The organism is Kluyvera genomosp. 3, from assembly GCF_011765685.1.
In the GTDB taxonomy this organism is placed as follows: domain Bacteria; phylum Pseudomonadota; class Gammaproteobacteria; order Enterobacterales; family Enterobacteriaceae; genus Kluyvera; species Kluyvera georgiana_A.
The window spans coordinates 2,539,658-2,565,017 of sequence record NZ_CP050321.1; the positions used below are offsets into that span (position 1 = coordinate 2,539,658).

The window sequence follows — 25,360 nt, forward strand, 5'->3', positions numbered from 1 at the left end:
ATGCGTAATAACGCGCTATATTACGCTCGTTGAATTTATCGTAGTGTCTGACAGCACGCGGGAAATATAAATTCACCCAGCATCGTAATTAATAATCTTGTTATGGCGAGGCTCCTGAATAAACATAAGTTATCGCCCTGGTGGTATCGAGAGAGACCATCACAGGGAAATACAGGCATCCATCGAATCAAGGTGTTGCCAAGATAACTTCTGACGGCTCAAGGCCGTACAGATACGTTGTTCAGTGCTAAAACCGGGACGTAGGGATTTTTCTCAGCTTTTCCTGTTTTGTTCGCCCTATATAGAATTTCTATAGGGAACATTTTAATGTCTTACATTCATGCCACTGCACCGCACTACGCAACCGTCCCTGTAACGGGCGATCTTATTGCAAGCTACATGTCGAAAACGTTTATTTCGCTGCCGGAACCACTGAGCGTAAAAGAAGCGCGCGAGATGTTCCTGCGACAATTAAATGACGACCATTTCCCCTGCGCCGTATTCGTGGTTTCCGGCGACAACCTGCGCGGAATATTATCGACGCGCACGCTGCTCCAGGCGTCCGATGATAATCAGCCGGTCGCGCAGTTGATGACCACCACCCTATACCACGTCGGCCCGGACGATACCCGCGACGTGGCAGCGGAACTGATCGAAAAGCACCGTCTGACCCTGCTGCCGGTGATTAAAAACGGCAAGCTTATAGGCTGCCTGAATGAAAAAGAGATCGACCAGCTGCTAGCGGATGAAATCACCGAAGACGCGCAGCTTCAGGGGGCGACGCTGCCGCTGGAAAAACCGTATCTGGAGATTAGCCCGGTTACGCTGTGGAAAAAACGCGCTGTCTGGCTGCTGCTGCTGTTTATCGCTGAGGCTTACACCAGCACCGTTATCCAACACTTTGAAGAGGCGCTGGAATCCGCCATCGCACTGGCGTTCTTTATCCCACTGCTGATTGGCACCGGAGGCAACAGCGGCACGCAGATAACGTCCACCCTGGTGCGCGCGATGGCGCTTGGCGAAGTGGGCCTTCGGGATCTGGGGCGGATCCTGCGTAAAGAGATGTCGACGGCGATGCTGGTCGCCATCACCCTCGGTGCGGCAGGCTGCCTGCGGGCGTGGATAATGGGTATTGGCCCGGAAATCACCTTTATTGTCAGCCTGACGCTGGTGTGCGTCACCCTCTGGAGCGCGGTGGTCTCGTCGGTGATCCCGCTGGTCATCAAACGCGTCGGCATTGACCCGGCGGTGGTCTCCGCGCCGTTTATCGCCACGCTGATTGACGGCACCGGGCTGATTATCTACTTCAAAATCGCCCAGCACTTCTTAGGCTTAAACTAAGCGAACACCCGGCCGAGGGATAGCCAACGCCGGGCTACAGGGCGGCGATGATTTTGTTAATGATGATTTCCGGTGAGCCCATTGTGAAAATCTGGATATCGCCCAGCGCCATATAGTCGGGAAATCGCTGGCGGAACTTGGCCTCTTCTTTATCCCGTTCGAGCCCAAATCCGCGTTTAAGCTGACGCGTAACGATGCAGCCACACGCGACATCGACATCTTTTGACGGCATAAGCAAAATAGAACGCCCGGACTCCCGCACGCGCTGGCGGTTGCGTTGAACGATATCCGGGCGAATATCGGTTGCAAGAAAACCGGAAGACAGCGCAAAAACCACATTATGATGGCGCAGCTCAACCGATAGCGCTTCAAACAGCGCGGAGTTTTGTTCAAGATAAGCTTCATAGCCGTCAGTCTTGAGGTAATCACGAATGTTTGCCAGACGTTCGCAAAATTGCGTATCAAGATCGACAAACGTGTAGCCCAGCCGTTCGGCCAGTCTTTCCCCGACGGTGCTTTTCCCCACCCCGCCAGGGCCAATCATATAAAGATGCACGCTCCCCTCCATCACTCGACCAGAACAATGTCGCGAACATAGCTATTCAAACACAAACGTATCTCCGGTCGCCGGGGAGATAACCTCCGGTAACCACAGTTTTCCCCACGCGCCAGTGCAGTGGCAACCCATGATTTTATCGGGCTTTAACTGCTGGAGAAACTGCCTGCTCTGCCAAAGCGTACGCGGAGAGGCGCAGCGCAAATGAAAGCCGCCAATCAGCGCATGAACGCGGTTTATCCCGGTAATTTTCTGACAGTGCTGGACAATGTTAATGATTCCACGATGTCCGCAGCCGGTAATAATCACCAGCCCGCGTTCCGACAAGTAGATCAGTACCCCTTCATCAATCACATAATCCGTTTTACCCGCGGCCACGCCATAGGCTCGGGGGTGATCGACAGCAATCTCACCGGACCAGAAAAAACGTTCGCTAATCGGCAACGGTGTGCGGGTGTACTCCATGTGATGACGGGTGTAATCAATATCCAGCGAGAGTTTTTTGATTTTATGGCTGCGCCCCGCAACGTTCACCGCGGCAAAGCGCTCCTGCCCAATTGTCGGGTGGCAGATGATGCGACTATTGTCCGGCAGCCAGGGAACGCCGCCGCAATGATCGTAGTGACCGTGCGAAAGCACCGTCGCCGTGAGGTTATCAAGAGAAACGCCCATCAGAGCAGCATTGTGAAGGAAACTGTCATCCGGGCCAGTGTCGAATAAAACAGAGGTGGTTTCATCCTGCAACAACAGGCTTAATCCGGCTCGGTTCCGTAACCGACTGTCGGCATCGCTGGCGAGATGATTTTCCAGTAAAACACAAAGCGTTAATGCCATGATCATTCATCCCTGAGGGTTTACCCCGGCGTCGGCTATCCCTCGGCCGGGCCACCTGTTATTTACCGGCTTCCGGATGGGTGTCGAATGCCGCCATTACCGCCGCCAGTTCGCTGACGCTAAAACCATATTTCGGATCGGTGACGCCAAGTCCAAAGCGGGTTTGTAGCGCTTCATACAGCGCGGGCACGTCCGGAAAATCCACCTTCTCGACCACGTGGTTTTTATCCCAATGGGTAAAGTGAAAGTTGGTCAACGTCATCTTGCCGCCGTCCGGCAGATGGCGGCACATCAGCAGGTGATGACGGAAATGCGACTGCGGCCAGTGCGCCGACCAGAAGTTGCCCATCACATAGTCAGAAGCGTACTGACGACCCAAATCAAAATGATACATCGACTGCCAGTGATCGTGATGGCTGTATTGCAGGATCCACTCCTGATTTTCATACAGCAAACGGTAATCACCGTGCGGGGTTGATTGCACAATATCCGCCAGTAGCTTGATCGGCGCGGTCAGCGTCTGGCCGCCAAAACCAACGTCGGCAATCCAGCGCTCGCCGTCGACCTCGACCAGCAGCAGGCGATGGGTACGCGGCGGCATCTGCGGCGGGTGCGCCAGCACAACCCGCCCCAGCAGGCTACGCACGTGAAAGCCAATCTCCCGCAGCACGCGTTCAAACAGGCCATTCTGTTCAAAGCAGTAGCCGCCACGATGGGCGTTAACCAGTTTGTCTTCCAGCGCCTGGTCGTCAAGATGCATCTCGCGTGGCAGGAGTACGTCGAGATTCTCAAAGGGAATTGCGCTGTTGTGATGGATATGCAAACTACGCAGCGTTTCCACCGAGACGTCGGGAGTGCCCGTCCAACCCAGACGAGCAAAATAGGCGTTTAAAAAAGGGGTCATCAATGGCTCCAGCATGAGGTTTCCGTCTTTTATAGCTTATTTTGCGCTTAAGAATGATTGTTTTGTGCGATCGGTTGAGGCGGCGTGTACAACGTCAAGCGCCCCACTTTATTCTGTATATTGCTTACGCTTTTCACACCAATTAGTGTGAAAGCTGCATCCCTTCATTCTCAGAGGAACAATGATGAGCCGTTTTCGTTCTGTCGAGCTTCACCACGCCAGCCGTTTGCTTAACCATGGCCCCACCATTCTGATAACCAGCTATGACGATGAAACGAAGCGCCGCAACGTGATGGCCGCGGCCTGGTCTATGCCGGTTGAATTCGAACCGCCGCGTATCGCCATTGTGGTGGATAAAAATGCCTGGTCACGGGAAATTATTGAACGTAATGGCACCTTTGGCATTGTGGTGCCGAGCGTTGCCGCCGCCAACTGGACCTATGCGGTTGGCAGCATCAGCGGGCGCGAAGAGGATAAATTCAATGCCTACGGTATTCCGACAATCAACGGACCGGTGCTTGGATTGCCGGTGATAGAAGAAAAATGCCTGGCATGGATGGAGTGCCGACTGCTGCCCGCCACCGCAGCGGCATCACACTATGACACCCTGTTTGGCGAGGTGGTGTCCGCTGCTGCTGATGAACGGGCGTTCGTCGCCGGACGTTGGCAGTTCGACGATGATAAGCGCAATACGCTACATCATCTTGGCGCAGGCACCTTTGTCGCCAGCGGTAAACAGATCCGCGTGCCGCTCATTGACGCGCAATAAGGCCTTTTTTGAAGACTGCGCAAAAAATTTGTGCAGTCTCCTTAGCAGGAATGAAACACTGTTCCAACAACTCTTTGTTTTATCAACAATTCCCTCCTCTATTTCGCGCAAAAAAACCTCTGCGTAGACCAATAAAATATCGGCAATGCTCACAGAATATGAACGCAAAATTTTTTCGTATTGCGCATATGAAATGCGTAGTGATTTAATCCTTATTGCCAAATCTTCTTTACACGTAGACTGAGAATAAAAATGGAAAAGCGTTCACTGAATAAAAATATTGATTTACTCCTGCGCGGCTTTACTGAATTAAAAGATAATGGGCGTTTTAATGAACCCAATCTTGACGGTAGCGCCGGAGATTATATTTCATTCTCCAGTTGGGAATGGCCGCAGGGCGTTGGGCTATTTGGACTGGTACGTTTATGGGAAAACACAAAGTCTGATGATCTATATCAAATTATCGACCAGTGGTTTCAGGGAAATATCGAAAAAGGTCTGCCGAGCCTCAACGTAAATACCACCGCGCCGATGCTGCCTCTCTCACTGTTCTGGTCCCATCACCGTCAGCCGCACTATCAGCAGGTGCTGGATAACTGGGCAAACCGCGTGATGACTGAGCTTCCGCGCACCCCGGAGCAAGGCTTCCAGCATGTGGTTTCCGACGGTATTAACGAAATGGAGATCTGGGACGATACGCTGTTTATGGTGGTGCTGTTCCTCGCGCACTACGGTACGGTTTCCGGGCGTCAGGAGTTGGTTGATGAGGTGGTGCGTCAGTTCCTGCTGCATGCGCGCTATCTTAACGATCCGCAAACCGGTTTGTGGTACCACGGCTGGAGCTTTGTTGAGAACAGCAACTTTGCCAAAGCCCGCTGGGCGCGCGGTAACGCGTGGATTACCGTTGGCATCCTTGAGCTGCTGGAACTGGCAGACGTGGGCGCAGGCGTGCGCGAATACCTGATCGAGTGTCTGAAAAAACAGGTGAATACGTTAATAGACCTGCAGGCGGATAACGGCGCCTGGCATACCCTGCTGGATCATCCCGATTCTTACATCGAAATTTCCGCAACCGCCGGTTTTGGCTACGGCTTATTAAAAGGCGCACGCCTGGGAATTGGCGACGAACGCTGGTTAGAGGCAGGAATGAAAGCGCTGGCGATTGTTCAGGATAATATTGATGTAGAAGGAACTGTTCATAATGTTTCTTATGGCACGCGAATGGGGCGAACCCTGCAATTTTATAAAGACATTCCATTACAACCAACCGGCTATGGGCAAGCGTTGGCAATATTATGCCTGAGTGAAGGTTTGCGCCTGGCGGATAACAAATAAAATACGACTCTTCTCTTTGGGAGAAAAAAATGGCTATTGAATATAGTAATTTTAATTTAACGGCGGGAAACGCCGTGCGCTACTGGCAGCTATCTGATATTACAAGTTTGCGCTATGACACGGTGGATTCACCGATGGCAGGCGAAATGGATCCGTTTTTCTTTTTAAGCAAACATAAAAACTTTATTCCTCACACCTATCCGTGCCGCGATGATTTTCGCCAGCACTTTGCCGAGAAAAAGCCGCAGCCGTTCGCCAGTGCAAGCTACACGCGCTGGTGGTTCCCGTTTGCCTCTGACAGAGTCGATCTCTCGGGCTTTTGGTTCCGGCCAACCCGCGTTGGCGCCTGGGCCAGAACGCAGCTCGACTGCCCACAGGCGGGCGAGTATCGTTTCCGTCTGGCGACCTGCGGCGGCGCATTGCTCAAGCTGAACGGCGAAGAAGTGCTCTGGATGGCGGATTATCAGCGCAACCTGGAAAACCAGCGCGAATTCACCCTTTCGCTGAAAGCGGGGAAAAATGAGCTGGAGCTGTGGTTTGATGACTTAGCCGAACGCGATATTCGCTTCTTTTTCCAGCTCGACTACCTTGCCGGCGAACCGCTGCAGGTAGCACTGGAAACCCCGCTGGTCGACGCGCAGGTCAAGGAGATGGAGCAGCTGCTTGACGGCGCATCCTTTGAGCATCCGGTGTATAACCGCGGCACCATTCGTCTGGTATTTCCTCAGCCGGCATCGACGGACTATGACCTGCACGTCAATGTGCTGGGCGATTTTATCTCTCTCGATGAACCGGTCGCGCTGGACAGCCGTCTGCCCGCCGGCGAGTCGCTGGTCGCCATTGCGGAAAGTGAAGACATCCCGGCTGACTTCCGTAATTTCCACATTACGCTGCAACGCGAAGGTTTCAGGATAAGCCGCACCCTCGGCGTCGAAATCTGCCACGCCGACCGCCAGACGGCGATCCCGCAAACCCAGGAAGCGCGCATTGCAGAAGCGTTGAACGTCGTCGCTCAGGAAGGTGAATACAGCAGCGTTAAAGCGCTGGCGCGCCTGGCCTGCGGTCTCAACGATGAGCAAACTCAGCAGATGCTGGATGGCGTTCTGCCGTCGGTACTCGACTGTCATGATTGCGCTGACTTTACGCTGGTGCCGTTGCTGTGGTGTCGCACCGTGTGGGGCGACAAGATCGATCCCGCGGTTCGCGGGCGCATCGATGATACCATTCTGCGCTTCCGTTACTGGATGGACGAACCGGGCAACGATGTTCAGTGGTACTTCTCTGAGAACCACGCGCTGCTGTTCCACACCGCCGCGCTGCTGGCAGGCAACCTCTTCCCGGATGCCGTTTTCACCCGCTCCGGGCGCAGCGGCCGCGAACAGGCGGCGGCAGGTAAGGCTCGCGTTATCAGTTGGCTGGATCATTTCGAGCAGTGTGAAATGGCCGAATGGAACTCGGTGCCTTATTTCCCTATCGACCTGAAAGGGCTCACCGCGCTGGCAGCCCTGTCTGGCGACGAGCAAATCAGCCAACGCGCCATTGCGGCAATCACCCGTTTGCTGGCACAGATTGCCCGTTCCGCTCACCAGGGATTCCTGACCGCGTCGCAGGGGCGTTCTTACGAACATACCCTTCGCGCCGGGCGCTCTCTGGAGCTGGCGGCGATATCGCGTCTGCTCTGGGGTAAAGGCAACTACGGCTGCCGTTTCCATGCCCTGCCGCAACTCGCCCTGCTACTGCGCGATGGCCTGCTCACCCTGCCGGCAGAACTGGCGGAGGTGGCTGCATGGCAAAAAGAGAGCGCCATTGAGTGGTGCTTTGCTCAGGGGGCCAACCGGATTGCCAAACTCTATCACTACAAAAACCGCCACGCGGCGATGGGCTCAATTGCCGGCTACCGCTGGGGAGAATGGGGTTATCAGGAGACGCCTTTCCATTTGCGTCTTGGCAACCAACCCGAAGCGCAGATCTGGATTAACCACCCCGGAGAAACCCTACACGGCGGTTTCGGTCGCCCTTCTTACTGGGGTGGATGCGGCACGCTGCCTCGCGTTCAGCAATATCGCGGGCTGGCCGTACTGACGTTCAATCTGCATGCCGATCAACCGCCGTTTACGCATGCATGGCTGCCGCAAAGCCAGTTCGATGAAGTCGCTATCAGCGGCCAGCGCGCTGCCGTACGTAGCGGCGACGGCATGGCGCTGCTGGTGGGCAATCAGGCGTTCGAAACGGTGAATACGGGCCCAACCCGCGGCTGTGAAATTCGCCTTAATGGGCAACAAACCTGCTGGCTGGTTCGCATCAACGATCGGGTCGACAGCGACCTGGAGACTTTCAGCGCGCGCTTTAACGACCTGACCATGACGCAACATGACGACGGCAGTATCGAAGTCAACGATCCGCTGTACGGCACGGTGCGTTTCCTGGCCGAAGGACGAGTGAGCGCCGAAAACCGCACGCTTGACCCACAGCAGTGGACCGTTGCAGGCAGTAGCAGTGAACTTCCTCTGTAACCAACGCCCGGCAGAGACCGGGCAAGGAAAATAATAATGGATACGCAAATAGATAAACCGTCTGCGCCTGCCGGGCAGACCTCTGGTGACGTTAATCCGAATACGCTGCACAACCCCGCTCGCGAAGTGGCGAAACCGAAAAGCAACTATCGCTGGGTGGTCTGTTCCATGCTGGTATTTGCGACGACGGTTAACTACATGGACCGTCAAATTCTCGGCCTGCTGGCGCCGATGCTGCAAAAAGATATCGGCTGGACGCAAATGGAGTACAGCTGGCTGGTCAATGCGTTTACCGTCGCCTACGGCGTCGGCACGCTGGTGTGCGGGCGCATTATCGACAAACTGGGGACCAAAATCAGCTATGCGGTGGCGATGGTGGTCTGGAGCGCCGCGGCAATGGCGCACGCGGTCGTCGGTTCGGTCGCCGGTTTTGCGCTGGTTCGCGTGCTGCTGGGTCTCGGTGAGTCCGCTAACTTCCCGGCCGCGATGAAGGTGATTGCCGAGTGGCATCCCAAGAAAGAACGTACGCTGGCCACCGGTATTCTCGGGGTTGCGGTCAATATCGGCGTGGTTATCTCGCCGGCGTTGATCCCGCTTATCGCGGTGCATTACGGCTGGCACGGCGCATTCTTAATTCTTGGCGCCGTCGGCTTCCTGTGGCTGATTCCGTGGTTTATCGCCTTTGGTCCGGTGAAAGCGAAAGCCAGCGCCGAAGAGCAAGCGTGGATTGCCCAGGATAAAGAAGAAACCGTCAGCGTTTCCGCGATCAAATGGACGCGTCTGCTGGGCTACCGTCAACTGTGGGCCGTCGCATTAGGCAAAATGTTGACCGACCCCATCTGGTGGTTCTTCCTGTTCTGGCTGCCGAAGTGGCTCAACGAGTCACGCGGTATCAACATGGAAGGTCTGGGTCTGCCGCTGATTGTCATTTATCTGTTCGCGATCGTCGGCAGTCTGGGCGCGGGCTGGTTACCCGGTAAGTTGATGAGCAAAGGCTTTAGCACCGCCCGCGCACGTAAAATCACCATGCTGATTTGCGCCTGTCTGGTACTGCCGATTTTCGCCGCCACTCAGGTCGAAAATCTGTGGGCCGCCGTCGCGCTGGTCGGTTTAGCGGCGGCAGCACACCAGGGTTGGTCCGCCAACATTCTGACTTCGGTATCTGACCTGTTCCCAAGCGCCGCCGTCGGCTCCGTCGTCGGGATCGGCAGCACCTTCGGGATGATCGGCAGCGTTATCTTCTCTACGGTCATTGGCGCCGTGCTGGAAGCTTCTGGCAACTACTGGGCGCTGTTCGCCATCAGCTCGGTCGCTTACCTGTTGGCATGGGCGGTGATGTATCTGCTGTTAGTGCCGAAAATGGAACGGGCTAAATTCGAGTAACCCGCTCCTCTCCGGCTGGCCCGTATCAGGCGATACGGGCCACCGATTGACGCTCAACGATGGCGCACGCCAGCTCAATCCGTCGCGGTATTTCCACACTCCCTGCAATCATATCCTGCAACAGCTCCAGCGCCAGCGTGCCAATTTCCTGTACCGGCAAATGTACGGTGGTCAACGGCGGCGTGGCAAACTCCGCCTGCGGTAGGTTATTCATCCCGATCACCGAAATATCTTCCGGCACGCGCAGCCCTAAGGCCCGCACGCCATTGATCGCCCCGAGCGCCAGCGAATCATTCGCACACAGAATTGCCGTGCACTCCCGCGGATTACCGCGAAAACGCGCGATCACCGCCTGCTCCGCCAGTTCCGGCAGCCAGTCGGTGACCGTCAGAATACGCGAATCGTCGCACTGCAGTTGACGGCAGCGCATCGCGTCTCGCCAGCCGTCTTCACGCTGTTCAATTGTTCGGCGGCCCGGGTGCGTTAAAAACAGAATATCGCGATGGCCGCGATCCAGCAGGTATTCACAGGCCATGCGCGTGGCAGAACGGTTACACGGCAGCACGCTGGATAAGCGCATCAGCGGATCTTCGGTGTTCACCAACACCGCAGGTTTTTTGAGATTCACCACCGTATTGAGGAAGCCGCTGTCATCCACCGTCAGCGCCAGTACGCCCCCGACGTCCGGTTCCTCCAGCAGCGCTTGCAGGGCACCGTTATCATTATCGTTGAGCGGATGGGTGGTGAGATCAACGCCCAGCACTTTCGCCCGTTCTTTCAAGCCTTGCAGAACATACCAGCTGAACTGGTAGCGGTTATAATCGAGCATCGCTACCTGTGAAATGGCCAGCACAATACGCGCGCCACCCAGCTCCTGAGCTGGCGTGTAACGCATCGCCCGCGCCACTTCCTGAATACGTGTACGCAGTTCGTGGCTGACCCCTTTTTCACCCGAGAGCGCCCGTGACACCGTACTGAGCGAAGTGCGACAACGGGTCGCAATATCTTCCAGCCGGACGCGGCGATATCCCGCGTCGCGCTCGGCCTGATTGTCTGATTTACTCATCTCTCATCCTTTCTGCCGCCGCTCTTCACTCGGCGTAATTCCAAAGACCTTTTTATACAGTGTGGTGAAATGATTGCTGTTAGCAAAGCCGCATAAATAGGCAATTTCGGTCACCGACATTTCCGTTTCACGTAATTTAACCCGCGCAGAAACCAACCGCAGCCGTTTTAAATAGTTATCCGGCGTTAATCCCGTCGCCTCTTTAATATGACGAAACGCGGTGCGGGTCGTTAAATGGAAGCGCTCGGCAAGCTGTTGCCAGTTATGGTCTTCAAAACAGTGTTCTTGTAGCCAGGTTAATAGCTTATGCAGTTTATATTTGGTCGAGCTGTATTCCGCCTGCGTTTGCGCGTATTGCAGCGTAGTGACCAGCTGAAAAAAACGCGCTTCGCGTAACGCCTGATTTTTCGCTTCCCGCATCTCTGGCAGAAAGATCTGTGCAATCATCTCTTTACACGCCATACGTGTCTCCGGCGACAGCCAGCCGTAACAGCTGGCCTGCTGCGCTGAAAACTGCCCCAGCAGCGTGTCAATCTGCCGCAAATAATGAAACGGCACCTGCGGATTGATCAAAATATTAATCAGCTTAAGGGTTCCCAGCTCGTCGTAAAAATGAAAATCGCCAGATTTGACGTAAAAAACGTCCCCTTGTTGAATATACAACGGGCGACCATTAATAACATGCAGACCGTGGCCCTGCTCCACAATCACCAGTTCATCAAACTCGTGGCTATGCTCGCAGTTATTATCCTCCGGGTCGCTGGCATACATCGCCAGCTTATCGCCGGTACTGGCGAAATAATATTCAGTAGTCAGTGTAATCATTGATGCTATCCAAACGGCTTACCGCACGACGGCACGATAAGCCATTTTTGCCCCAACGACGATTGAGAATCGCGGATTTGTGATCGTCAGTCGCACTATCCCACCATCAGTGCCACTCTCGCGCCAAATTTGGCATTAGCAGAGTGGTTGCCGTCCCTCACGCCGCCGTATCCTGCGGACAACTTATTCCGAGGACGTCGTATGTCACAAGCCATTCAGCTTAATGCCCAGCTCCCCATGGTCCGCCTGCCGCAGTTCTTGCACAAGGCAGACTCGCTCACCCCTGAGTTGCATCGTCAGCCGCGATCGCCGCATGCCGTCATTAACGCCGTTGCCGATCCGCAGGCGCTGTTCGGCTGGCGCGCCGAGCCGCTCTGTTCGCTGGAAGCGCTGTATCAGCGCGAGTTCAGCGAAGGCGAAAGCGTGATTATCGATTTTGGCAGCCACTGCGTCGGTTATCTGCAGTTTGCCTGCCACAGCGCCGGGAGCCCGCCGGATGCCCCCGCCCATCTGCAACTCACCTTTGGCGAGACGCTCTGCGAGGTGTGCGAACCGTTTAGCGATTACCGCGGCTGGCTCAGCAGCAGTTGGCTGCAACAGCAGGATTTATGGCTGGATGTGTTGCCCGCCGAGGTTGCGCTACCGCGTCGCTACTGCTGCCGCTACGTGAAAATTGAGGTCAAAGCCGTGTCGCGCAAATTCCGCCTGCGCTTCGACAGCCTGTTGCTCGACACCGTGACTTCGGCTCCCGAGCAGTGTCCGCCATGTGAGAGCGCCGACGCCGAACTCCAGGCCATTGACCGGGTGTCGGTACTGACGCTGAAAAACTGTATGCAGGAGGTCTTTGAAGACGGTCCGAAGCGCGACCGCCGCCTGTGGCTGGGCGATCTTCGCCTGCAGGCACTGGTCAATGACGTGACCTTTGCCCGCCACGATCTGGTGCGTCGTTGCCTGTATCTGTTCGCGGGCCACACGCGTGCCGACGGCATGGTTTCCGCCAACGTCTTCGTCAAACCGCAGACGATCGCCGACGACACCTTCCTCTTCGACTACTCGCTGTTTTTTGTCGATGTTCTCTACAACTATCTGCAAAGCGCCGAAGATCTTGCCACAGCGCGCGAATTGTGGCCGGTCGCCAGACGACAGCTCGAACTGGCCTTTACCCGCCTCGACGACAGTGGGATCGTGCGCGACAGCGACGACTGGTGGGTGTTTATCGACTGGCAGGAAAGTTTAAACAAACAGGCCGCGGCCCAGGGCGTGCTGATCTACTGCCTGCAACGCGGCCTGTGGCTGGCTGAACGGTTTGAACCGCAGCTTGTCGCCGCCTATCGCGCACAGCTTCAGCGCTTAAAAGCGGCGGCGCAAACACAGTTCTGGGATGAGGCGCAGGGCTATTTCGTCAGCGGCGAGGCGCGCCAGGTTTCCTGGGCTTCGCAAATCTGGCTGGTGCTGGCGGAAGTCGGCCACCCGGAACAGCGTCTGGCGGTTATGCAGCGGCTGCTGAGCCATCCGCCAACGATCGCCATGAATACCCCCTATCTCCGCCACCATTTTATTGCCGCCCTGCTGCAATGCGGGCTGCGCGAGCAGGCAGTCAAGGAGATCAAAGCCTACTGGGGTGAAATGGTGCGCTATGGCGCGGACACCTTCTGGGAAGTGTTTGATCCGCAGCATCCTGAATTTTCTCCGTATGGTAGCAAGCTTATCAATAGCTACTGCCATGCATGGAGCTGTACCCCGGCCTGGTTTATTCGCCTGTACGGTCTGTAACAACTAACGCGAGTTTATTTATATGGCAGAAACAACGTTTGAACGCTGGAAACAGCGCGTGGGCTACGGTATCGCCGATCTCTCCTGCAACCTGGTGTGGCAGCTTATCTCGCTGTACCTGATGTTTTTTTACACCGACGTGATGGGCTTACCGGCTTACTACGTCGGGTTGATGTTCCTCATCACCCGCCTGGTCGACGGCGTGGCCGACGTGCTGATGGGGCTGGTGATTGACAATACTGCGACCCGCTGGGGGCGCTGCCGCCCCTATTTGCTGTTCGGCGCGGTTCCCTTTGGTCTGCTGTGCATTCTGGCGTTCTATGTCCCGGATTTTGGCACCACCGGCAAACTGGTTTACGCCTTTATCACCTATTTGTGTCTGTCGTTCCTCTATACGCTGGTGAATATTCCGTTCTGCGCCATGCTGCCGTTCCTGACCAATGACTCCGGCGAGCGCACCACGCTCTCTACCGTGCGCATTTTGCTCGGATCCCTTGGCGCAACCATTGTAGCCGTCGCCACGCTGCCGCTGGTTAGCGCACTGGGTAAAGGTAACCAGGCGCACGGTTTCTTCTACACGGCGATCGTGTTCGGCGTGATCGCTACCTTCTTTTTGCTGGTCAGCTTTCGCAACGTGAAAGAGAGTATCAGCATTACTCAGGAGCGCATGACCCTCAAGCGCGCGTGGGTGAGCCTGAGAGCCAACCGACCGTGGTTTGTTTTCGCCATCAATATCTTTCTGATGTGGGGCGCATTTTTCTTCCAGACCGGTGCGCTGGTGTACTTCTTCCACTACTACGTCGGCAACGTTGAGTTGACGGCGGTGGTCGCGGGGATTTCCACCTTCGTGCCGCTGCTCGGTACGCTAACGGTGCCGATGCTGGCCAGCCGCATGAAAAAACGTCATGTCTATCTGGTCGCCAGCACCATTAACCTGCTGGGCATGGGGGTGATGATTGCCGCCGGAGCGAATACGTGGGGGCTGATTGTTGGCGCCGTGATCCTGTCGCTCGGCGCAGGCCAACGCACGGCGATTTACTTTTCGATGCAGGCCGACCCGGTCGACTACGGGGTATGGAAAACCGGCATTAATACCGCAGGTATTCTCACCTCCATCAATGGTTTCCTCGGTAAAGTCGCTATGGCGGGAGCCGGGGCAATTATCGGCGTGCTGCTCTCCTCCAGCGGCTATGTCGCCAACGCGACGCAAAGCGCCAGCGCCATGATGGCGATAAAAGCCTGCTATCTGTATATCCCGGCGCTGTTGATTATCGCTTCGATGATCTGCATTGGGCGCTTCTATCGTCTGGATGACGACTACGAGCAGATTCGCGCCGACCTGGATGCGGGGCGGCATGCACCAGAAGAGATGACCGCGGTCGCCGCAACGAAAACCGCATAATATCCGTGCAGAAGTCACCCGGCGTGCCAGAGCAACGCCGGGCGACATCATCATCACATACTGTAACCCGGCTTTTTAATCAGCGTCTTCATCTGCGGCGCAATCTCGCTATCCCAGACCTGCTGCCAGTCGCTTTCCTGCACCTGATTCAGGGCCACGCTCACCGAGCGGTCTTTGGTATTAAGATGGCGAATCAACACTTCAGTGATATCCGCCGCGAGCGCGGTTTTCTGTTCATCGTTCAGGTCGCGGGGGAAACATTTAATATCAACGTGTGGCATGGGCAGGACTCCTTATAATGAGAACCCTAAAACTACCACAGTCAGGCCGCTTCATCCGTCATTTCGTGCGCGAGCAAGGAGTGAATTCAGCGCTTAATTGCGCGATAAACGCCTCGGTTTCCCGCTGATTGCGCAGGCGTACAAAGCGGATATGCGCCCAGGCTGGATCGGCCATGTCTTGCAGGTAGCGCTGGCGGTTGAGACGCCAGGTTTTTAGCGTCCACAGAATGATCGAATCGCGGCTAAAAAATGAGCGACGAAAACTCTCACGGTTGCCGGTACCCGGCCACAGCTCTTGCTGACGCCATGCGCGCACTGTCGCACGCGTGACGGCCTGCCGAAAGGTGCGCCAGAAACTGTAATCAACCCACACCACCAGATCCACGTCGCGCCATTTTACCGGGCGACTGCGATTATAGTTGCCGTCCAGCACCCAGTCAGGGCCCGCGATGGCCTGCGCCAGCCCGGCGAAAAGCGTCTCATCGCTGACCCCCTGCCAACCGGAACGCCAGTAAAGCGTATCCATTTCGATATAAGGCACGGAAAATAGCGCCGCCAGACGCTTTGCCAGCGTCGATTTACCCACGCCGCTGGTGCCTACCACATTGATTTTCATTGTCATCTCACCTGATATCACCTGTTGCATATAAATCATCGGCTATTACACTGAAAAAATCATTCTGCAACGATGAGCCAGATTCATTAATGGTCGCACCTTATGTTAAAAGATAACATCAACGATCTGATCTCTTTTATGGTCGTCGCGCGCGAGCGCAGTTTTACCCGCGCGGCCGCACAGCTTGGGGTTTCACAGTCGGCGTTGAGCCATGCGATGCGTAATCTGGAAAACCGCCTCGATGTTCGCCTGCTGACGCGCACCACCCGCAGCGTCGCCCCGACGGAAGCCGGAGAAAGACTTTATCAAAGCCTCAGCCCACATCTGCAAGAAATTGAACAGGAAATTACAGCTCTACGCGATTCTCGCGAACGACCGGCGGGCAATATTCGCCTGACGGCTGCCGAGCACTCAATGAATACCGTGCTCTGGCCACGACTCAAGACGTTTATGCAGCAATACCCGGACATCAATATTGAAGTGATTGTGGATAACGGCCTTACCGATATTGTCGGTGAACGGTTTGACGCGGGAGTACGCCTCGTTGAACAGGTGGCGCGCGATATGATTGCGGTGCGTATTGGCCCCGACATGCGCATGGCGGTTGTCGGTTCTCCCGGGTATTTTGCCCACCGCGGTATCCCGCAAACACCCCACGACCTTCAGCATCATCGCTGCATCAACATGCGTTTGCCAACGCGCGGCGGGTTATATGCATGGGAGTTCGAACGAAACGGCGAGCCGCTGCGGGTTCGGGTTGAGGGACAATTAACCCTTAACTCCCTGCCCCAACGCATCGAGGCCGCCGAAGCCGGTTTGGGCCTGGCCTACGTGCCGGAAGACACCATCGTCGATGGCGTGGCCGCCGGACGTTTGCAGCATGTGCTCGCCGACTGGTGCGCGCCGTTCGCGGGTTACTCGCTTTACTATCCCAGCCGCCGCCAGCATACCGCCGCGTTTGCGCTGTTAGTGGATGCGTTACGCTACTCATAAAAACGCGTAGGCCGGATAAGGCAAAGCCGCCATCCGGCCTACATTTCCGTAAGAGGTCAGAGCTAAACTGCGGATTTAGGCTGCAGGTTCTCGTCGAACACCAGCCGCTTTCTGTCCGGTTCTTCTTCGGTTAACGGTTCAACGGCAACCAGCGTCTTCTGGCAACGGTCGACCAGCACCTGATATTCGCGAGTGCCCTGCTTTTTCCACTCAAGCTCCTGCTCGGTTAAGGTACGAATCGCCTTTGCCGGGCTGCCGATAATCAAATGATTGGCAGGCATTTCGGCACGCGCCTTCACGAATGCGCATGCGCCAACAATACTGTTTTCACCAATGGTCGCGCCGTCGATAATCACCGCGCTCATGCCGACCAGCACATTACGGCCAATCACGCAGCCGTGCAGGATCGCCCCGTGGCCGATATGCCCGTCTTCTTCCACGACGGTGTCCTGACCGGGAAAACCGTGCATCACGCAGTTATCCTGAATGTTGGCCCCATCTTTCACCACGATACGGCCAAAATCGCCGCGCAGGCTGGCGTTCGGCCCGACGTAAACTCCTTTACCGAGGATCACATCGCCAATCAGCACGGCGGTGGGGTGAACGTAGCTTTCCGTCGGAACAACCGGGATCATTCCGTCTATCTGGTAAATCGGCATCGCTTCTCCTGTTACGCTTCGGGCAATCCCCCAAAACGCTGGTAATAGAGCGGCCCCGGCGCAGGGAGTTCGCCTACCGAGCTTTCGCCTTTTTCACTGACGAAAGCCTGTGCCCCTGGGGCCACGCGTTGATAGATGTTGATACAGAGCTGGCGCGCGGTTTGGCCCAGCCAGTGGGCAGGCAACAGCTCTTCTGGCAGCAGCGGATCCTTCAGCACCACACGGCGATAGAAGTGGATCAGCAGTAGACGGATCTGAAAACAGCGTTCCGGCGTGAGTTCATCCGGCCCCGCATCCCGCAGCAGCGGCAACAGTGGGCGGAACAGTGTGATAAACGCTTCGTACATGGCGTTCTGCTCGGTCAAATGCCAGCACTCCTCGACCCGCTCACGCAGCGCGGCGCGCGAGAGCGCCAGCGGCGAATGCGCTTCGAAGAAGATCACGTTCTCCGCCACGCCGGCTTCGTGCAAAAGCGACTGGACATCCGCCAGCTTTTGCGACGGCGAGGCTAAAAGGCTCGGCGCAAGCACGCCAAACCCCTGCCAGATCAGCTGTTTTTTGACTTCGGCCAGGGTGTTTTTTTCCAGCCCTTCAGAGAGCAGCAGCAGCCAGGTACCGTCCCATTCCGGCGCGTTGGCGCGGTAAATTTTGCTCTCGGCACGACGCGTCAGGCGCAGGCCTTTGTCGCTCAGACGATAGAAGCTACGGCGCCCAATGCGCACCACGTCCAGCCACTCTTCTTTGTTGAGGCGAAACAGCGCGGTACGTACGAAGCGTTCGCCAAAGCCTAACCCTTCAAGCAGCGCGGCCACGCTGCCAAGCCAGACTTCGCCGCCGCGCTGGGATAAACAGTCACCATAGAGCGAGGCAATCAGCGAGGTGCCGCTGATCGGCATTGCTGTCACCGCCTGCTGAATAAAGCTATCGAGTTTTTCCATATGATTCATAGTGTTGTTGTTTTTGTCCTTTTTGAATCATAGCACAGGAATAAAGCCGCGAAACGCCAGGAGTTTGTAGGCCGGATAAGGCAACGCTGCCATCCGGCAAGCTGCGCCGAATTGCCTGATGGCGCTGCGCTTATCAGGCCTACCATTCTCAGCCGTTGGCAGCGGCCTTACGCAGGTCGAACACGCGGCACGCCTTGCCTTCTGAGCGTGGAATACTGCCGCAGTTAACGATGCTGACGTCGGTGGAAATACCGACCATCGACTTAATGCGATGACGCAGGTGGTGGCAAATCTGGCAGCGCTGCTCATGGCTCAGCACCAGGCTACTCTCTTTGAGTTCCACGCGTACCGAAAGTGAATCAAGATGCCCACGGCGATCGACTTCCAGCTGGTAGTGCGGCGCCAGGTGTTCAATCTTGAGGATCTCTTCTTCCAGCTGCGACGGGAAGACGTTCACGCCGCGAATAATCAGCATGTCGTCGCTGCGCCCACTGATGCGATCCATACGGCGCATAGTGCGGGCAGTGCCCGGCAGCAGGCGCGTCAGGTCGCGAGTACGGTAGCGGATCACCGGCAGTGCCTCTTTGGTGAGCGTGGTGAACAGCAGTTCGCCGTGCTCGCCATCGGCCAGCGGCGTACCATCGTCCGGGTTAACCACTTCCGGGAAGAAATGGTCTTCCCAGATGGTGGGGCCATCGCCGGTTTCAATACATTCCATCGCCACGCCCGGCCCCATCACTTCAGACAGGCCGTAGATATCCAGAGCGGTAATACCGAGGCGACGTTCAATCTCCGCCTTCATACCGGTGGTCCAGGGTTCCGCGCCAAAGACGCCAGTACGCAGCGAACAGCCGCGCGCGTCGCCGCCCATCTGGCGCTCCAGTTCTTCAATCAGGTTCAGACAATAAGATGGCGTCACCATGATCATGTCGGGTTTGAAATCACGGATCAGCTGCGCCTGTTTCTCGGTCTGGCCGCCGGACATCGGGATCACCGTGGCCCCTAAGCGTTCAGCGCCGTAGTGCGCCCCCAGGCCGCCGGTAAACAGGCCATAGCCGTAGGCGACGTGAATTTTATCCTTCGCCGTGCCGCCTGCGGCGCGCAGCGAACGGGCGACGATATTCGCCCAGGTATCAATATCGTTCTGCGTATAGCCAACCACGGTTGGCTTGCCGGTGGTGCCGGACGACGCATGGATACGCACCACTTGCTCCATCGGCACCGCAAAGGTATCGAACGGATAGTTGTCGCGCAGATCCTGCTTGGTGGTGCAGGGAAACTTATTGAGATCGCTCAGCTCATGAAAATCGTCAGGATGGACGCCCGCCGCATCGAACTTACGGCGGTACATCGGCACATTTTCGTAAGCGTGTTTCAGCGTCCACTTCAGACGCTGGGTTTGCAGGGCCTGTAACTCGTCACGCGATGCAGTTTCAATCGGATCTAATGTTGTTGTAGTTGTCATTTTGTAGGGTACTCGCAGGTCAATTAGCTCACACTCTCTCGAGGATCATGGCAATGCCCTGACCCACGCCAATACACATCGTACACAGCGCATAGCGTCCATTGCGTCGTTCCAGCTCCAGCGTCGCTGCCAGCGCCAACCGCGCGCCGCTCATACCTAACGGGTGGCCTAAGGCGATGGCGCCACCGTTGGGATTCACATGCGCCGCGTCGTCCGGCAGCCCAAGCTGTCTGAGCACGCCCAGCGCCTGGGCGGCAAAGGCTTCGTTCAGCTCAATCACGTCCATATCGTGAATATTCAGCCCGGCGCGCTCCAGCACTTTACGCACCGCCGGAACCGGTCCAAGCCCCATGAATTTCGGTTCGACGCCCGCCGTCGCCATGGCGACAATACGCGCGCGCGGCGTCAGGCTCTGCGCGGCGGCCTGCTGCGAGCTGGCGATAATCAGCGCCGCGGCACCGTCGTTCACGCCGGAGGCGTTGCCCGCCGTCACCACGCCGCCCTTGCGGAACGGAGTTTTCAGCGCGGCCAATTGCTCAAGGGTGGTATCTGCACGCGGATGTTCATCTTCACGCACCGCGCTGACCGCGCCCTTCTTACCGATAATCTGCACCGGCACGATTTCCTGCGCCAGAATGCCGTCATGCTGCGCTTTAGCGGTACGCTGCTGGCTGCGGTAAGCAAAGGCATCCTGGTCGGCACGGCTTATTTTTAACAATTCCGCTACATTCTCTGCCGTTTCCGGCATGCTGTCAGTACCAAATTGTTGCTGCATGAGCGGGTTCACAAAACGCCAGCCGATGGTGGTATCAAACATCTCGGCCTGACGCTGGTAAGGCGTGGTCGCCTTGCCCATCACGAACGGCGCACGGGACATCGACTCCACGCCGCCGGCAATCATCAGATCCGCATCGCCCGCTTTAATCGCCCGCGCGGCGAAGCCAATCGCATCAAGGCCGGAGCCGCACAGGCGGTTGATGGTGGTGCCGGAAACCCCGTACGGATAGCCCGCCAGCAGCGTCGCCATATGGGCGACGTTACGGTTATCTTCCCCGGCCTGGTTGGCGCAGCCAAAAATGACATCGTCGATACAGGTTGGGTCTAACTTCGGGTTACGGCTCAACAATTCACGCAACGGAATAGCCGCCAGATCGTCGGCACGAACCCCGGCCAGCGCGCCGCCGTAGCGGCCAATCGGCGTACGAATGCCGTCACAAATAAATGCATCACGCATCAGACTTCTCCTGTTATCGTGCCGCCGATGCGGTGCGATTTGCCGCGAAACAGCGCCACGGTTTTTTGCTGCGGGTTGACGATTTCAATGTCATAGACACCGGTCAGTTTGCCCTGCTGTTTCACCCGGGCGGTGGCGGTTAATTTCTCGCCCGCAAAGGCCGGACGCAGAAAATCGATGCTGGCAGCCGATGCCACCGCCGCCAGCCCCTGGCTGTTGCAGGCGTAGGCAAAGGCGGTATCCGCCAGCGTGAAAAGCTGCCCACCATGGCAGGTTTGATGCCCGTTCAACTGCGAGGACGATACGGTCATCGTCATCTGCGCGTAGCCGTCGTCCATCTCGATAATTTCGATCCCCAGCGCCTGCGCGCAGGTGTCTTTCTCATACATGGCACGGGCGTTGCGCCAGGCTTCGTTACTCATCACGCATCTCCATCAGCGCTTTCTGGCGCAGCAGCGCACTGGGGCGATAACGTTCTTCGCCGTAGTGCTGTTGTAGATTTTCCAGCAGACGCAGCACGCGCCCCCAGCCGAGCGATTGCCCCCAGGCCAGCGGGCCACGTGGATAGTTCACCCCAAGACGCATCGCGGTATCGATATCCTCGGCACTGGCCACGCCTTTTTGCACCGCATCCAGCGCTTCGTTCGCCAGCATCGCCACCGTACGCCACACCAGAAGTCCTGGGTAGTCGGCAATACGCAGCACTTTTTTGCCCTGCTGCTGGAAGTAGTACACCGCTTTGTCGGTGGCTGAATCCGGGTTGGTTGGCGCGCCGGCCAGCACAACGGTATCGCCCGCGGCATGGTCATACACCACCACCGGACGCTGGTGCTGCACACTTAAGGACAGCGCGGTTTCACCGGTGGTTTCCAGCAGCAGCACATCGTCCAATTCTGTGACAACGTCACTTTTAACCCTCTTCGCGGCGCGTTCGGCGGAAACGGCATCCAGCGCCAGTTCAGGCTGGTTTTCCAGAGGCCAACGGTAGACGCCATGGCCGTTTTTTTTACCCAGACGCCCCGCCAGCGCCAGCTCCTGCTGCAGCAGCGACGGCAGAAAACGGCGGTCCTGCCAGAAGGCGTTAAACACCGAACTGGTCACGGCGAAGTTCACGTCCTGGCCGATAAGGTCAGTCAGCGCCAGCGGCCCCATCGGAAAACCGCCGCCGTCGCGCAGCGCCGCGTCAATCACTTCCGCTGATGCCACCTGCTCTTCCAGCGCGCGCCAGGCTTCGGCGTAGTACGGACGCGCCACGCGGTTAACGATAAAGCCCGGCGTGGAGCGGCAGCGCACCGGCTGTTTGCCCCAGGCGGTTACGCACTGGCAAAGCTGCTCGACCACTTCGGTAGAGGTGGCAAGCCCGCTCACCACTTCCACCAGTTTCATCACCGGTGCCGGGTTAAAGAAATGCAGCCCGGCCACGCGTTCCGGGTGTTTGATACCCGCCGCAATGGCGGTAATGGAGATGGACGAGGTGTTGCTGGTCAGCAGCGTTGACGGCGGGCAAATCTCCGCCAGCTCGCTGAACAGCGCCTTTTTAATCTCCAGACGCTCGGAAGCGGCTTCAATCACCAGCTGCGCGTCGGCAAGCTGCGTTAATTCGGTTGCCGGCGTAATACGCGCCAGCAGCGCCTGCGCCTGTTCAGTGCTAATTTTGCCGCGGCTAACGCGGGCGTTCAGGCGCTCGGCAATGCCGTCGATAGCGCGCGTAATCGCCTCGGCGGAAATGTCATACAGCCGCACCGCGTGCCCGGCGCTCGCTGCCACTTCGACAATCCCGGCCCCCATGGTGCCGCCGCCAATCACCGCGACGGTGTGAAGAGTCTGGCTCATGGCTTATTTCCCGCTGAACTGTGGTGAACGTTTGGCGAGGAAGGCGCTGACGCCTTCACGATAATCGTCGCTGCGACCGGCCAAACGCTGGTAGTCGCGCTCAAGCTCAAGCTGCTGATCCAGCGAGTTAGTTTCGGAAAGCTGTAGCGCTTTCTTAATCAGCCCCAGACCATAGGTCGGTTGGGTAGCGAAATGGCGCGCCATGGTCAGCGCGGTATCTTTCAACTCGGCGTCGTCAACCACCTGCCAGATCATCCCCCACTGCGCGGCCTGTTCGGCGCTGAGGTTGTCGCCGAGCATCAGCAGGCCAACGGCACGAGCACGACCGGCAACGCGCGGCAGTACCCAGCTTCCACCGCAGTCCGGCACCAGGCCAAGCTTGCTGAAGGCCATGACAAACTTTGCTGAACGCGCGGCAATCACGATGTCGCAGCCCATCGCCAGCGTGGCGCCAGCACCAGCGGCGACGCCGTTCACCGCGCAGATAACCGGTTTTGGCAGCGCGGCTAAACGGCGCACCAGCGGGTTGTAAAAGCGTTCCACCGACATGCCCAGATCCGGCGCGGGGCCGCTGGGGTCAACGTTACGGTCGTTCAGATCCTGCCCGGCGCAAAAGCCGCGTCCGGCGCCGGTGATCAGCAGGCAGCGAATGGTGTCGTCGCGTTCGGCCTGTTTCAGGCAGTCGGCAAGCTGCTGATGCATCACGTCGTTAAAGCTGTTGAGTCGGTCCGGGCGGTTCAGGGTGAGGGTCATTACACCCTGTTCCACTTCGCTGAGAATGAATGCGTCCACGATTAGCGTCCTTTAAATTCCGGTGTGCGTTTTTCTAAAAAGGCGCTCACGCCTTCACGACGATCTTCGGTGCCGCTGAGCAGCGTAAACAGCTGACGTTCCTGCACCAGACCGGCCTGCAATCCCACCTCCTGGGCCAGACGCAGCGACTGCTTTACAGCCCGCAGCGCCAGCGGTGAGTGGCGAGCGATGGTCGCCGCCAGCTTCAGCGCGTATTCATCGGAGAGGTTCGCTGGGTGAATGTCGCTCACCAGCCCGGCCTGCTGGGCGCGTTCGGCATCAATGCTTTCGCCGCTCAGTACCATGCGGCTGGCCAGCGCTTTGCCGACGCTGCGAATAAGCCGCTGCGTACCGCCCGCACCCGGCATGGTGCCGAGGGTAATTTCCGGCAGACCAAAGCGGGCGTTATCGCCGGCAATGACCAGATCGCACAGCAGCGCCAGCTCGCAGCCCGCGCCCAGCGCGTAGCCGTTCACCACCGCAATCAGCGGTTTGTTGAAGGCATCAATACGCGCCCACAGACGCGGGCGAATATCGTCGAAGGTGGCGGGCAAGTCTTTTTCCGCCATTTCGTTGAGATCGGCACCGGCGGCGAAATAACGCGGGTTGCCGCTAATCACGCAGACGCTGATACCTGAATCTGCCGCCGCGCTTTCCAGCGTTTCGGCAATCTGCATCAGCAGCGCATTGTTCAGGGCGTTACGCGCCTGCGGGCGGTTCAGGGTCAGTTGCAGCACGCGGTCGTGACGGGTAATCAGCAGTTCGCTCATGCCATCCCCCGCGCGTCAAAGTCGACTACCACGTCGCCGCTGGTGGGCAGCGCCTGGCAGCTAAGAACATAGCCCGCCGCCACTTCATCGGCTTCGAGGCTGTAGTTCGCGGCCATCGCCACTTTACCGCTCACCACCTTGCATTTGCAGGTGGCGCAGACGCCGCCTTTACAGGCGAACGGCAGATCCGCGCCCTGACGCAGCGCGGCGTCGAGAATGCTGTCATCTTCGGCGTTCAGCGAAATCAGGCGATCACGGCCGTCCTGGCGGATAGTGACCGTGCGGCCCTCCGCCTGTACGCCGGTGGCGCGTTTCACGCTGCTGCCGGGGGTGTTGAAGCGCTCAAGGTGAATCGATTTCTCCGGCACGCCCAGTTCGCGCAGCGCCACTTCGGCTTCGTCCATCATCGCCGACGGGCCGCAGATAAAAGCATCGTCAAAGCGACTGAAATCGATCAGCGTTTTGCCGAGCGCATGCAGTTTGTCGCCGTCGATGCGCCCTTGCAGCAGATCGCTGTCCATCGACTCCTGGCTGAACAGGTGCACTATCTGTAAACGCTGCGGATAGCGGTCTTTCAGGTCAGCCAGCGCCTGACGGAACATCATGCTGTGGCTGCTGCGGTTGCCGTAGATCAGGGTAAACTGACTCGCCGGTTCGGTCGCCAGCGTCGCTTCAATAATCGCCATCATCGGCGTAATGCCGGAACCGGCGGCAATCGCCAGATATTCCGCTTGGCGCTCGGCCTGCGGCTGGTAGCCAAAGTGCCCCTGCGGCACCATCACCTCAAGCGCCATGCCCTGCTGAATATCGCTCTGGGCATAGCGGGAGAAGCGGCCGCCGTCGATGGCTTTGACCGCCACGCTGATTTCAGACGGCGAGCGGCTGCGGCAGATGGAGTAGCAGCGGCGTAACTCTTCCCCGCCGAGGCGGGTTTTCAGCGTCAGATGCTGGCCCGGACGGAAGGCGTAAACGCTACGCAGCGCGTCGGGAATGGCAAAAGTGATGGTGACCGAATCACGGGTTTCCGGTTCAACCTTTGCCACGGTAAGCGAATGAAATGTTGTCATCG

24 protein-coding genes and 1 riboswitch are annotated in these 25,360 nt (G+C 57.3%); of the genes, 8 read left to right on the forward strand and 16 right to left on the reverse strand.

Translation table 11 applies throughout. The features are described from left to right. The first annotated feature begins 89 nt into the window (after positions 1 to 89). A riboswitch (M-box (ykoK) riboswitch) is annotated at positions 90 to 273 on the forward strand. A 54-nt stretch (positions 274 to 327) separates the two neighbouring features. Then, positions 328 to 1,341 (forward strand): magnesium transporter, encoded by a 1,014-nt coding sequence (locus GY169_RS11845; RefSeq protein ID WP_167575852.1) that lies wholly within the window; start codon positions 328 to 330, stop codon positions 1,339 to 1,341. Between the two features lie 34 nt (positions 1,342 to 1,375). Here GY169_RS11845 and GY169_RS11850 read toward each other — a convergent pair whose 3' ends face one another. From GY169_RS11850 to nhoA, 3 genes are read right to left on the reverse strand one after another with little or no spacing between them, the layout of a single operon-like run. Continuing rightward, entirely contained in the window at positions 1,376 to 1,897 is a 522-nt protein-coding gene (locus GY169_RS11850; RefSeq protein WP_167575853.1) for a shikimate kinase, read from the reverse strand. A gap of 42 nt (positions 1,898 to 1,939) precedes the next feature. Then, a complete protein-coding gene (locus GY169_RS11855; protein ID WP_167575854.1) occupies positions 1,940 to 2,731 on the reverse strand; it encodes an MBL fold metallo-hydrolase in 792 nt (263 codons plus the stop codon). A 58-nt stretch (positions 2,732 to 2,789) separates the two neighbouring features. Beyond that, a complete protein-coding gene (gene nhoA, locus GY169_RS11860) occupies positions 2,790 to 3,635 on the reverse strand; it encodes an N-hydroxyarylamine O-acetyltransferase (RefSeq protein ID WP_167575855.1) in 846 nt (281 codons plus the stop codon). Between the two features lie 184 nt (positions 3,636 to 3,819). Here nhoA and GY169_RS11865 point away from each other — a divergent pair, with 184 nt between their 5' ends. The 4 genes from GY169_RS11865 (at position 3,820) to GY169_RS11880 (ending at position 9,635) form a co-directional block, all read left to right on the forward strand. Then, on the forward strand, positions 3,820 to 4,404 hold the full coding sequence (locus GY169_RS11865) for a flavin reductase family protein (RefSeq protein ID WP_167577297.1): 585 nt from the start codon (positions 3,820 to 3,822) through the stop codon (positions 4,402 to 4,404). A 252-nt stretch (positions 4,405 to 4,656) separates the two neighbouring features. Then, complete coding sequence (locus GY169_RS11870) at positions 4,657 to 5,739, forward strand: glycoside hydrolase family 105 protein (RefSeq protein ID WP_167575856.1); 1,083 nt, start codon at positions 4,657 to 4,659, stop codon at positions 5,737 to 5,739. Between the two features lie 29 nt (positions 5,740 to 5,768). Then, positions 5,769 to 8,252: a hypothetical protein gene (locus tag GY169_RS11875; protein WP_167575857.1), complete on the forward strand. Its 2,484-nt coding sequence runs from the start codon at positions 5,769 to 5,771 to the stop codon at positions 8,250 to 8,252. Between the two features lie 36 nt (positions 8,253 to 8,288). Beyond that, positions 8,289 to 9,635 carry an MFS transporter gene (locus GY169_RS11880; RefSeq protein ID WP_191091002.1) on the forward strand — a complete coding sequence of 449 codons (1,347 nt, stop codon included), beginning with the start codon at positions 8,289 to 8,291 and terminating at the stop codon, positions 9,633 to 9,635. Between the two features lie 25 nt (positions 9,636 to 9,660). Here GY169_RS11880 and GY169_RS11885 read toward each other — a convergent pair whose 3' ends face one another. Next, the gene (locus GY169_RS11885) at positions 9,661 to 10,701 is read right to left on the reverse strand and encodes a LacI family DNA-binding transcriptional regulator (protein WP_163445549.1); all 1,041 of its coding nucleotides are present in this window, start codon (positions 10,699 to 10,701) and stop codon (positions 9,661 to 9,663) included. A gap of 3 nt (positions 10,702 to 10,704) precedes the next feature. Continuing rightward, the gene (locus GY169_RS11890; protein ID WP_163445547.1) at positions 10,705 to 11,526 is read right to left on the reverse strand and encodes a helix-turn-helix domain-containing protein; all 822 of its coding nucleotides are present in this window, start codon (positions 11,524 to 11,526) and stop codon (positions 10,705 to 10,707) included. 201 nt (positions 11,527 to 11,727) lie between these two features. Between GY169_RS11890 and GY169_RS11895 the strand changes: the two genes are divergently transcribed. Further along, positions 11,728 to 13,299, forward strand: coding sequence for a sugar hydrolase (locus GY169_RS11895; protein WP_167575858.1), 1,572 nt, complete (start codon positions 11,728 to 11,730; stop codon positions 13,297 to 13,299). Between the two features lie 22 nt (positions 13,300 to 13,321). Further along, positions 13,322 to 14,701: a glycoside-pentoside-hexuronide (GPH):cation symporter gene (locus tag GY169_RS11900; protein ID WP_167575859.1), complete on the forward strand. Its 1,380-nt coding sequence runs from the start codon at positions 13,322 to 13,324 to the stop codon at positions 14,699 to 14,701. A 53-nt stretch (positions 14,702 to 14,754) separates the two neighbouring features. Here GY169_RS11900 and pptA read toward each other — a convergent pair whose 3' ends face one another. Then, positions 14,755 to 14,982, reverse strand: coding sequence for a tautomerase PptA (gene pptA / locus GY169_RS11905; RefSeq protein WP_167575860.1), 228 nt, complete (start codon positions 14,980 to 14,982; stop codon positions 14,755 to 14,757). Between the two features lie 58 nt (positions 14,983 to 15,040). After that, positions 15,041 to 15,598, reverse strand: a complete 558-nt coding sequence (locus GY169_RS11910; protein ID WP_163445540.1) for an adenylate kinase — start codon at positions 15,596 to 15,598, stop codon at positions 15,041 to 15,043. A 102-nt stretch (positions 15,599 to 15,700) separates the two neighbouring features. On the opposite strand from GY169_RS11910, the gene GY169_RS11915 reads away from it, so the two are divergent. Beyond that, the gene (locus tag GY169_RS11915; protein ID WP_167575861.1) at positions 15,701 to 16,591 is read left to right on the forward strand and encodes a LysR family transcriptional regulator; all 891 of its coding nucleotides are present in this window, start codon (positions 15,701 to 15,703) and stop codon (positions 16,589 to 16,591) included. 62 nt (positions 16,592 to 16,653) lie between these two features. On the opposite strand, the gene paaY is transcribed toward GY169_RS11915, so the two are convergent. The 9 genes from paaY to paaE all read right to left on the reverse strand — a co-directional run bounded on the left by paaY (position 16,654) and on the right by paaE (position 25,358). Beyond that, the gene (gene paaY / locus GY169_RS11920; protein ID WP_167575862.1) at positions 16,654 to 17,250 is read right to left on the reverse strand and encodes a phenylacetic acid degradation protein PaaY; all 597 of its coding nucleotides are present in this window, start codon (positions 17,248 to 17,250) and stop codon (positions 16,654 to 16,656) included. A gap of 11 nt (positions 17,251 to 17,261) precedes the next feature. After that, positions 17,262 to 18,188: a phenylacetic acid degradation operon negative regulatory protein PaaX gene (gene paaX, locus GY169_RS11925; protein ID WP_163445534.1), complete on the reverse strand. Its 927-nt coding sequence runs from the start codon at positions 18,186 to 18,188 to the stop codon at positions 17,262 to 17,264. A gap of 157 nt (positions 18,189 to 18,345) precedes the next feature. Continuing rightward, a complete protein-coding gene (paaK, locus tag GY169_RS11930) occupies positions 18,346 to 19,662 on the reverse strand; it encodes a phenylacetate--CoA ligase PaaK (RefSeq protein WP_163445532.1) in 1,317 nt (438 codons plus the stop codon). A gap of 28 nt (positions 19,663 to 19,690) precedes the next feature. Then, positions 19,691 to 20,896, reverse strand: coding sequence for a 3-oxoadipyl-CoA thiolase (gene pcaF, locus GY169_RS11935; protein ID WP_167575863.1), 1,206 nt, complete (start codon positions 20,894 to 20,896; stop codon positions 19,691 to 19,693). Continuing rightward, entirely contained in the window at positions 20,896 to 21,318 is a 423-nt protein-coding gene (gene paaI, locus GY169_RS11940) for a hydroxyphenylacetyl-CoA thioesterase PaaI (protein ID WP_163445528.1), read from the reverse strand. The genes pcaF and paaI overlap by 1 nt, the downstream gene beginning before the upstream one ends. Continuing rightward, positions 21,311 to 22,729, reverse strand: a complete 1,419-nt coding sequence (paaH, locus tag GY169_RS11945) for a 3-hydroxyacyl-CoA dehydrogenase PaaH (RefSeq protein WP_167575864.1) — start codon at positions 22,727 to 22,729, stop codon at positions 21,311 to 21,313. The genes paaI and paaH overlap by 8 nt, the downstream gene beginning before the upstream one ends. A 3-nt stretch (positions 22,730 to 22,732) precedes the next feature. Then, positions 22,733 to 23,521 (reverse strand): 2-(1,2-epoxy-1,2-dihydrophenyl)acetyl-CoA isomerase PaaG, encoded by a 789-nt coding sequence (gene paaG, locus GY169_RS11950; protein WP_167575865.1) that lies wholly within the window; start codon positions 23,519 to 23,521, stop codon positions 22,733 to 22,735. A 2-nt stretch (positions 23,522 to 23,523) separates the two neighbouring features. Further along, entirely contained in the window at positions 23,524 to 24,291 is a 768-nt protein-coding gene (paaF, locus tag GY169_RS11955; protein WP_167575866.1) for a 2,3-dehydroadipyl-CoA hydratase PaaF, read from the reverse strand. After that, a complete protein-coding gene (gene paaE / locus GY169_RS11960) occupies positions 24,288 to 25,358 on the reverse strand; it encodes a 1,2-phenylacetyl-CoA epoxidase subunit PaaE (protein WP_163445519.1) in 1,071 nt (356 codons plus the stop codon). The genes paaF and paaE overlap by 4 nt, the downstream gene beginning before the upstream one ends. Positions 25,359 to 25,360: the final 2 nt, after the last annotated feature.